The sequence below is a fragment of the Streptomyces sp. APSN-46.1 genome, assembly GCF_022815725.1.
In the GTDB taxonomy this organism is placed as follows: domain Bacteria; phylum Actinomycetota; class Actinomycetes; order Streptomycetales; family Streptomycetaceae; genus Streptomyces.
The window spans coordinates 176437-185507 of record NZ_JALGRF010000013.1 but is presented as its reverse complement, the minus strand read 5'-3'; the positions used below and the strand labels follow the sequence as shown (position 1 = coordinate 185507).

The 9071-nt window shown below is 71.5% G+C and carries 9 protein-coding genes and 2 riboswitches; of the genes, 7 read left to right on the top strand and 2 right to left on the bottom strand.

Annotated elements, in window-relative coordinates; all coding sequences use genetic code 11:
- Positions 1-166: 166 nt before the first annotated feature.
- On the bottom strand, positions 167-847 hold the full coding sequence (locus MTF65_RS26805) for an AAA family ATPase (protein ID WP_243631543.1): 681 nt from the start codon (positions 845-847) through the stop codon (positions 167-169).
- Between the two features lie 203 nt (positions 848-1050).
- A riboswitch (glycine riboswitch) is annotated at positions 1051-1154 on the top strand.
- Positions 1155-1331: 177 nt separating this feature from the next.
- On the opposite strand from MTF65_RS26805, the gene gcvT reads away from it, so the two are divergent.
- From gcvT to MTF65_RS26780, 5 genes are all read left to right on the top strand, one after another.
- The gene (gcvT, locus tag MTF65_RS26800; protein WP_243631530.1) at positions 1332-2447 is read left to right on the top strand and encodes a glycine cleavage system aminomethyltransferase GcvT; all 1116 of its coding nucleotides are present in this window, start codon (positions 1332-1334) and stop codon (positions 2445-2447) included.
- Between the two features lie 89 nt (positions 2448-2536).
- Entirely contained in the window at positions 2537-2917 is a 381-nt protein-coding gene (gene gcvH, locus MTF65_RS26795; RefSeq protein WP_243631529.1) for a glycine cleavage system protein GcvH, read from the top strand.
- 15 nt (positions 2918-2932) lie between these two features.
- Positions 2933-4189 (top strand): serine hydroxymethyltransferase, encoded by a 1257-nt coding sequence (glyA, locus tag MTF65_RS26790; protein WP_243631528.1) that lies wholly within the window; start codon positions 2933-2935, stop codon positions 4187-4189.
- Positions 4190-4350: 161 nt separating this feature from the next.
- On the top strand, positions 4351-5733 hold the full coding sequence (locus MTF65_RS26785) for an L-serine ammonia-lyase (RefSeq protein ID WP_243631527.1): 1383 nt from the start codon (positions 4351-4353) through the stop codon (positions 5731-5733).
- 415 nt (positions 5734-6148) lie between these two features.
- Entirely contained in the window at positions 6149-6319 is a 171-nt protein-coding gene (locus tag MTF65_RS26780) for a hypothetical protein (protein WP_243631544.1), read from the top strand.
- 106 nt (positions 6320-6425) lie between these two features.
- Here MTF65_RS26780 and MTF65_RS26775 read toward each other — a convergent pair whose 3' ends face one another.
- On the bottom strand, positions 6426-7160 hold the full coding sequence (locus MTF65_RS26775) for a flavodoxin family protein (protein WP_243631526.1): 735 nt from the start codon (positions 7158-7160) through the stop codon (positions 6426-6428).
- A 93-nt stretch (positions 7161-7253) separates the two neighbouring features.
- Positions 7254-7477: riboswitch (cobalamin riboswitch) on the top strand.
- Between the two features lie 28 nt (positions 7478-7505).
- Between MTF65_RS26775 and MTF65_RS26770 the strand changes: the two genes are divergently transcribed.
- Positions 7506-8216, top strand: coding sequence for an energy-coupling factor ABC transporter permease (locus MTF65_RS26770; RefSeq protein ID WP_243631525.1), 711 nt, complete (start codon positions 7506-7508; stop codon positions 8214-8216).
- Positions 8216-9070, top strand: coding sequence for an energy-coupling factor ABC transporter substrate-binding protein (locus MTF65_RS30765; RefSeq protein WP_374207304.1), 855 nt, complete (start codon positions 8216-8218; stop codon positions 9068-9070). Before MTF65_RS26770 ends, MTF65_RS30765 begins: the two co-directional genes overlap by 1 nt.
- Position 9071 lies beyond the last annotated feature (1 nt).

The window sequence follows — 9071 nt, the reverse complement described above, 5'->3', positions numbered from 1 at the left end:
TCCTCTCGTACCGTTCAGACGAACCCGGCTCCGCCGGGCCCCGGGCTCCGCCCGGACCCGCGCCTCAAACGCCGGCGAGGCTGGATGTGGCCCGGCGAGGCCTCAAACACGAGGCTAGATGCGGCCGGCGAGGCTGAAGGGGCCCGGCGAGGCTGGATTGGCCGGCTCAGTCGGGGAACGCGATCCGCGTCACCGCGGCGGCGGAGGCACGGTCCAGCAGCGTGACCGACGCGCAGCCCGCCGGGAGCCGGCCGGCCTCGGCGGCGCGCAGCAGCCGGGCCACCGCTCCCCGGTGCCGGGCGAAGGCGTACGCGGACACGCCCCGGCCCCGCGCCGCCTGGCCGGACAGGGCCTCCTCGGGGGTGGTGTCCAGGAGCACCAGGTGCAGGGCCCGGCCCCGGCGGCGGGCGGCCCCGGCGAGCAGCCCCCGTACCCAGGTCTGCGTCCCGCAGTCGTGGACCACCGCCGAGGCGCCGGAGCGGAGCGTGCGCCACAGCCCCCAGTAGTGCGCGACCCGGACCAGCGGCCGGTACACGGCGTACGGCAGCGCGCCCGGCATCCGCCGCTCCCAGCGCTCGCGGACGTCCTGGGAGTCGATGCCCCCGCCCGCCGCGGCCCTCTTGATCAGCGTGCTCTTCCCGCCGCCCGGCAGTCCGGACACCACGACGATGTCCCCCTCCGCGAAGCGGAGCCACTGCGGGCCGCGCACCGCGGCACCGCGCAGGTCCCGGACCCGCGCGGGCAGGGCGGCCGCCCCCGGCGCGCGCCCGCGCCGCCCGCCGGGCCGCGCCGGAACCGCGTCCACGGTCCCCGTCGTCGCCAGTGTTCCGAATCTCCGCACAGTGATCGCCTCCCCCCGAGAACGGGCCTCCAGGGCCCCATGCCCACTGAGTGTAAAGAGACGGTAATACCGGAACCCCGGTTCCGGTCCCGCCCTCCCGAACGGCCACATATTTCGATCAGCACACACTTTCGGGCCCCGCTCGCCCATATCCGGCAGCCGCGTGCAATGATGTGCGCCATCTGGACACCAACTGCATACCGGCCGCTTGAATCCGCGCGGGAGAGTCCCGGCACGCCGCAAGGCCGTGTCCGGGCGCCGAAGGAGCAAGTACCTCCCTTGAATCTCTCAGGCCCCGTACCGCGTGGATGAGGCAGATCTGAAAAGCGAGCCGCGCCGCCGTCCGTGACGGCATCGGCGTGTGCTCCACCCAAGGTGCAAGTCGGCGTTCCCCCTTCCAGGGAACTCTCGGCGAACCTCTCAGGTTCCGATGACAGATGGGGAGGATCGTCCTCGTCATGTCATGCCCTGGGACCCGGGAGCCACACCCATGAGCACTGCCCCCCGCCTGACCGCCCTCGATGCGCTGCACCGCTCGCTCGGTGCGACCATGACCGACTTCGCGGGCTGGGACATGCCGCTGCGGTACGCCAGCGAGCGCGACGAGCACAACGCCGTCCGCACCAAGGCCGGCCTGTTCGACCTGTCCCACATGGGTGAGATCACCCTGGCCGGCCCCGAGGCCGTCAAGGCCCTGGACTACGCGCTGGTCGGCAACATCTCCACCGTCGGCGTCGGCCGGGCCCGCTACACGCACATCTGCCAGGAGGACGGCGGGATCATCGACGACCTGATCGTCTACCGCCTGGGCGAGACCGAGTTCATGGTCGTCGCGAACGCCTCCAACGCCCAGGTCGTCCTGGACGCCCTGACCGAGCGCGCCGCCGGCTTCGACACCGAGGTCCGCGACGACCGCGACGCCTACGCGCTGATCGCCGTCCAGGGCCCCGAGTCCCCCGGCATCCTGAAGTCCCTCACCGACGCCGACCTGGACGGGCTGAAGTACTACGCCGGCCTGCCGGGCACCGTCGCGGGCGTGCCCGCGCTGATCGCCCGTACCGGCTACACCGGCGAGGACGGCTTCGAGCTGTTCGTCTCCCCCGAGCACGCCGTCGAGCTGTGGCAGGCGCTGACCAAGGCCGGCGAGGGCGTCGGCCTGGTCCCGGCCGGCCTGTCCTGCCGCGACACCCTGCGCCTGGAGGCGGGCATGCCGCTGTACGGGCACGAGCTGACCACCTCCCTCACCCCGTTCGACGCGGGGCTGGGCCGGGTCGTGAAGTTCGAGAAGGAGGGCGACTTCGTCGGCCGCGCCGCCCTGGAGGCGGCCGCCGAGCACGCCGCCACCAACCCGCCGCGCAAGCTGGTCGGCCTGATCGCCGAGGGCCGCCGCGTCCCGCGCGCCGGGTTCCCCGTCGTGGCCGGCGGACAGGTCATCGGCGAGGTCACCTCGGGCGCCCCGTCCCCGACGCTGGGCAAGCCGATCGCGATGGCGTACGTGGACGCGGCGCACGCCGCGCCCGGCACCTCCGGCGTCGGCGTCGACATTCGCGGTACGCATGAGCCGTACGAGGTGGTGGCTCTGCCGTTCTACAAGCGGCAGAAGTAGCCCCGCAGCACTCTCAGTAGACCGGTCCGAGTCTCAGCACTCGAGACCGCTGTTCGTTGTCACTCCCCCGCATCCAGGAGAATCAGGTCATGAGCACCCCCCAGCAGCTGCGTTACACCAAGGAGCACGAGTGGCTGTCGGACGCCGTGGACGGCGTCGCGACGGTCGGCATCACGGAGTTCGCGGCCAACGCGCTCGGTGACGTCGTCTACGCCCAGCTCCCCGAGGTCGGCGAGACCGTGACCGAGGGCGAGACCTGTGGCGAGCTGGAGTCGACCAAGTCGGTCAGCGACCTGTACTCCCCCGTCTCCGGCGAGGTCGTCGAGGCCAACCAGGACGTGGTGGACGACCCGGCGCTGGTGAACACCGCCCCGTTCGCGGGTGGCTGGCTGTTCAAGGTGCGCCTCTCGGAGGAGCCGAAGGACGTGCTCACCCCCGACGAGTACACCGCCCTCACCGCCGGTAACTGACCCCAGGGGATCCTGATGTCCGTACTGAACACCCCGCTCCACGAGCTCGACCCCGACGTCGCCGCCGCCGTCGACGCCGAGCTCGTCCGCCAGCAGTCGACCCTGGAAATGATCGCGTCGGAGAACTTCGCTCCGGTCGCCGTCATGGAGGCCCAGGGCTCGGTCCTCACCAACAAGTACGCCGAGGGCTACCCGGGCCGCCGCTACTACGGCGGCTGCGAGCACGTCGACGTCGTCGAGCAGATCGCGATCGACCGGATCAAGGCGCTGTTCGGCGCCGAGGCCGCGAACGTGCAGCCGCACTCGGGCGCGCAGGCCAACGCGGCCGCGATGTTCGCGCTGCTGAAGCCGGGCGACACGATCATGGGCCTGAACCTGGCCCACGGCGGTCACCTGACCCACGGCATGAAGATCAACTTCTCCGGCAAGCTCTACAACGTGGTCCCGTACCACGTCGACGAGTCGGGCCAGGTGGACATGGCCGAGGTCGAGCGCCTCGCCAAGGAGTCCAAGCCGCAGCTGATCATCGCCGGCTGGTCCGCGTACCCGCGCCAGCTGGACTTCGCCGCCTTCCGCCGGATCGCGGACGAGGTCGGCGCGTACCTGATGGTCGACATGGCACACTTCGCCGGCCTGGTCGCCGCGGGTCTGCACCCGAACCCGGTGCCGCACGCCCACGTCGTCACCACCACCACGCACAAGACCCTCGGCGGTCCGCGCGGCGGTGTCATCCTGTCGACGCAGGAGCTGGCCAAGAAGATCAACTCCGCGGTCTTCCCGGGCCAGCAGGGCGGTCCGCTGGAGCACGTGATCGCGGCCAAGGCGGTCTCGTTCAAGATCGCGGCCTCGCCCGAGTTCAAGGAGCGCCAGGAGCGCACCCTGGAGGGCGCGAAGATCATCGCCGAGCGCCTGGTCCAGTCCGACGTCACCGAGGTCGGCGTCTCCGTCCTCTCCGGCGGCACGGACGTGCACCTGGTCCTGGTCGACCTGCGCAACTCCGAGCTGGATGGCCAGCAGGCCGAGGACCGGCTCCACGAGGTCGGCATCACGGTCAACCGGAACGCCATCCCGAACGACCCGCGGCCGCCGATGGTCACCTCGGGTCTGCGGATCGGTACGCCGGCCCTGGCCACGCGCGGTTTCGGCGCCGAGGACTTCACCGAGGTCGCCGAGATCATCGCGTCGGCCCTGAAGCCGGCCTACGACGCCGAGGACCTCAAGGCGCGCGTTTCGGCGCTCGCCGCGAAGTTCCCGCTGTACCCGACGCTCTAGGGCAACGGCTAGGGGGGCCCGGCCTTGTTTCTCACAGGGCCGGGCCTTCCCTATGACCCGAACCGTTCACTTTGCCACGTTAAGCTCGACTGTCGGACAAAATCCGAACAATCGACCGCTCTCGCCCCTCCCACCCCACGAGCAGACAAGGGAGTCCGCCAGTGGCCATCTCCGTCTTCGACCTCTTCTCCATCGGCATCGGCCCGTCTTCCTCCCACACGGTCGGTCCGATGCGGGCTGCGCGCATGTTCGTGACCCGCCTGAAGAAGGACGGGGCTCTCGCCCAGACCGCGTCCGTGCGCGCCGAGCTCTTCGGCTCGCTGGGCGCCACCGGCCACGGCCACGGCACCCCGAAGGCGGTGCTGCTGGGTCTGGAGGGCCACTCCCCGCGCACGGTGAACGTGGAGACCGCGGACGACGAGGTGGAGCGCATCCGCCGGAGCGGCCGCCTGCGCCTCCTGGGCACCGAGATAGGCAGCGCGCACGAGATCGCCTTCGACGAGCCGAACCAGCTGATCCTGCACCGCCGCCGGTCGCTCCCGTACCACGCGAACGGCATGACGCTCTTCGCGTACGACGCCGCCGGGACCCCGCTGCTGGAGAAGACGTACTACTCGGTCGGCGGCGGCTTCGTCGTGGACGAGGACGCGGTGGGCGAGGACCGGATCAAGCTCGACGACACCGTCCTGAAGTACCCCTTCCGGTCGGGCGACGAAATGCTCCGCCTCGCCAACGAGACCGGCCTGTCCATCTCCTCCCTGATGCTGGAGAACGAGAAGGCCTGGCGCACGGAGGAGGAGATCCGCGAGGGTCTGCTGGAGATCTGGCGCGTCATGCAGTCCTGCGTCGCGCGCGGCCTGTCCACCGAGGGCATCCTCCCCGGCGGCCTGCGCGTCAAGCGCCGCGCGGCCTCCACGGCCCGCCAGCTGCGGACCGAGGGCGACGCGATGCTGCACCGCAGCGAGTGGGCGACGATCTACGCGATGGCGGTCAACGAGGAGAACGCGGCGGGCGGGCGCGTGGTAACCGCCCCGACCAACGGAGCGGCCGGCGTCCTTCCGGCGGTCCTGCACTACTACATGAACTTCGTCCCCGGCGCGGACGAGGACGGCGTGGTCCGCTTCCTCCTCGCGGCGGGCGCGATCGGCATGCTGTTCAAGGAGAACGCCTCGATCTCCGGCGCCGAGGTCGGCTGCCAGGGCGAGGTCGGCTCGGCCTGCTCGATGGCGGCCGGCGCCCTCGCCGAGGTCCTGGGCGGCACCCCGGAGCAGGTCGAGAACGCGGCCGAGATCGGCATGGAGCACAACCTCGGCCTCACCTGCGACCCGGTCGGCGGCCTGGTCCAGATCCCGTGCATCGAGCGCAATGGCATGGCGGCGGTCAAGGCCGTCACCGCGGCCAAGATGGCGATGCGCGGCGACGGCAGCCACAAGGTCTCCCTCGACAAGGTCATCAAGACCATGAAGGAGACCGGCGCCGACATGAAGGTCAAGTACAAGGAGACCGCGCGCGGCGGCCTCGCGGTCAACGTCATCGAGTGCTGACCACCTGCTTTCCGCCCTGACCGGCACCCGAGGAGCCCCACCGGAATCCCACCCGGTGGGGTTTCTCGCATCCGGAGGGTGGATTTCCGGATCCAGCGGAACCGCGCGGCTGCCGGGCGTGTCCGTGACACCGGTCCCCGTCTGTCAACTAATCGACCCTAAAGGGCCGAGCTTGCAAGTAGAGCGCGACTGGCTGCCGCGTGGTCCCCTGCGTCCGGAACCAGCTTGCGCTGGTCCTGGGGCGGTTGACTGCGCCCCGCTACCACACGCCCCGAGGGGCGAGGGAGTCGCCGAGACCCACCTATGGGCGAGCCAAATCCGTATCGGGCTGGTCCTGGCAAAACAACCGTGTCCCCACCGACGTGTGGTTCGTGCCTTCTCGCTCGCAGCCCCGTGAGAGAAGTGTAGCGGTGCGGTGACGCTCCGCGACACCGGGTCAAGCCTCAAGGGCATGGCCATGACCGGCGACTACGAGGGGTACGTCACCTTCGGCGCCGCCTTCGACACCAAGCCCGCCTACAAGTCCTTCAAGCTGCACGGGCCCGAGCGGTTCGTGCTGGACATCGCGCACCGCAACGTGTGCTGAGCCGGTGCGGGGGCCCGGCGTCGTCGCACACGCCGGGCCCCCGCCACCTTCTGCGCCGCCTTCCCCGCCGCCGGGCGGCCGTCAGGCCCAGGGGCAGGCCCGAGCGCTACCGGTGCTCCGGGTTCGGGAAGTCGAAGCGGCAGCCCGCGTCCCACAGCGAGCGCTGGTTCCCGTGCGCCGGCACCCCGCCCGCCCGCTTGAGCAGCGCGGCGAGGTGCATGAGGTTCCAGGACATGAAGGCCGTGTTCCGGTTGGTGAAGTCGTTCTCGGGGCCGCCCGAGCCCGGGTCGAGGTACGAGGGACCGGGGCCCGCCTCGCCGATCCAGCCCGCGTCGGCCTGCGGCGGGATCGCGTAGCCCAGGTGCTGGAGGCTGTAGAGGACGTTCATGGCGCAGTGTTTGACGCCGTCCTCGTTGCCGGTGATCAGGGCGCCGCCGACCCGGCCGTAATAGGCGTACTGGCCCTGGTCGTTGAGGAGTGAGGAACAGGCGTAGAGCCGCTCGATGACCTGCTTCATGACGGAGCTGTTGTCGCCGAGCCAGATGGGCCCGCACAGCACCAGGATGTCGGCGTCCATGATCTGGCTGTAGAGCACCGGCCACTGGTCGGTCTCCCAGCCGTGTTCGGTCATGTCCGGCCAGACGCCGGTGGCGATGTCGTGGTCGACGGCCCGGATGAGGCTGGTCCGGGCGCCGGCCGACTCCATGACGGCGCGGCTCTTGTCGATCAGGCCCCCGGTGTTGCTGGTCTCGGGCGATCGCTTGAGCGTGCAGTTCACGTAGACGGCGGAGAGGTCTGAGTAGTCGAAGGTGTCCACATTCTGCGTCTCGGTGTCGGCCACGCCTCCAGCCTGCGCAACGGCGGGCGCGGCCGCCACCGGATCGCGCCCGTCCGGGGATGATCGAAGCGGGTTGGTGCCTGTCCGCGCGGCCGACTAGTGTCATCGGGCCTTGGTGTTCGGGAAACCGGTGGGAAACCGGTGCGGCCCTCGCCACTGTGATCGGGAAGTCCGGCTCCATCTCCCCCAGACTCCGTCTGGGAGGTGCCCCCAACGGGAAGCCACTGGGCTCGCGCGGGAGACCGTACGCGCCCGGGAAGGCGGAGCCAGGACGTCAGCACCCGTGAGCCAGGAGACCGGCCGGGGCGCGTTGTCCATCCACGAGGTGCTGGAGAGGTCTCCCCACTCATGCATATCGCCGAGGGCTTTCTGCCCCCGCTGCACGCGGCCGCCTGGGGCGCCGCGTCCGCCCCCTTCGTCATCCACGGTGTCCGCGCCCTCACCCGCGAGGTGAAGGCCAACCCGGAGAGCACGCTGCTGCTCGGCGCGTCCGGCGCGTTCACGTTCGTCCTGTCCGCGCTCAAGATCCCGTCCGTGACGGGCAGTTGCTCGCACCCGACCGGGACGGGGCTCGGTGCGATCCTGTTCCGGCCGCCGGTCATGGCGGTGCTCGGCACGATCACCCTGCTGTTCCAGGCGCTGTTGCTGGCGCACGGCGGCCTGACCACGCTCGGCGCGAACGTCTTCTCCATGGCGATCGCCGGCCCCTGGGCGGGATACGCCGTCTACCGGCTGCTGCGGAAGTTCGGCGCCCCGCTGATGGTGACCGTCTTCTTCGGCGCCTTCTTCGCCGACCTGGTCACCTACTGCGTGACCTCCGTGCAGCTCGCGCTGGCCTTCCCGGACCCGGGCACCGGCTTCCCCGGCGCGCTCGCGAAGTTCGGGGGGATCTTCGCGGTCACGCAGGTTCCGCTCGCGGTGAGCGAGGGCCTGCTGACCGTCCTCGTGATGCGGCTGCTGATGCGGTCGAGCACGTCGGACCTGGTCCGGCTGGGCGTCGCGAAGCTCACGACCGCCCGTACCGGGAACGAGCCGAACGCGCGGGAGGCGACGGTCTGATGAGCCGGAACGCGAAGATCAACACCCTGCTGGTGCTCCTGGTGGCGGCGCTGGCCGTACTCCCGCTCGCGCTCGGGCTGGGCGAGGGCGAGGAGGAGCCGTTCGCGGGCGCCGACGCGCAGGCGGAGGCGGCGATCACCGAGCTCAAGCCGGACTACGAGCCGTGGTTCTCGCCGCTGTACGAGCCCCCGTCCGCGGAGATCGAATCGGCGCTGTTCGCGTTGCAGGCGGCGCTCGGCGCGGGCGTGCTCGCGTACTACTTCGGCGTCCGCAAGGGCCGCCGCTCCGCTGCCGCGGCCATGACGGGTACCAGTGCGGCCCCGGCCACCGCCCCGGCGGCGCCACCGGTCCCGGCCGCCCCCACGGATGCGGACACCGCCTCGGCGTCGCCACCGGTCCCGTCCGCCACCGCGCCCCCGGCCACCGGCACGGTGGCGACACCGGGCACGGCTGCCCCGGCGGATGCGGAAGCCGACACGGCCACGGCATCCGCCGCCGGGAATGAGTCGGCATCGGGCCCGGGCGCGACCGCGCCCCCGGCCACCGCCACCGCCACCGCCACCGCCACGGCGGCAATGCCAGGCACGGCCGCCCCCACGCCCCTGGTCACCGGCACGGCGGCAACGGCAGGCACGGCCGCCCCGGCGGATGCGGAACCCGGCACGGCCACGGCATCCGCCACCGGGAAGCCGGTGCACGTCGCGGGCTCGGGCCCGGACCCGGACGCGGGCGCGGCCCTGGACGCGGAAGCGGAAGCGGGCGCGGGCGCGGGCCCAGGCCCGGACGCGGACGCGGGCGCGGGCGCCGGCCGGGCCGCCGGCCGGCCTGACTTCGCGACCGGCGCGGAGCGTTAGG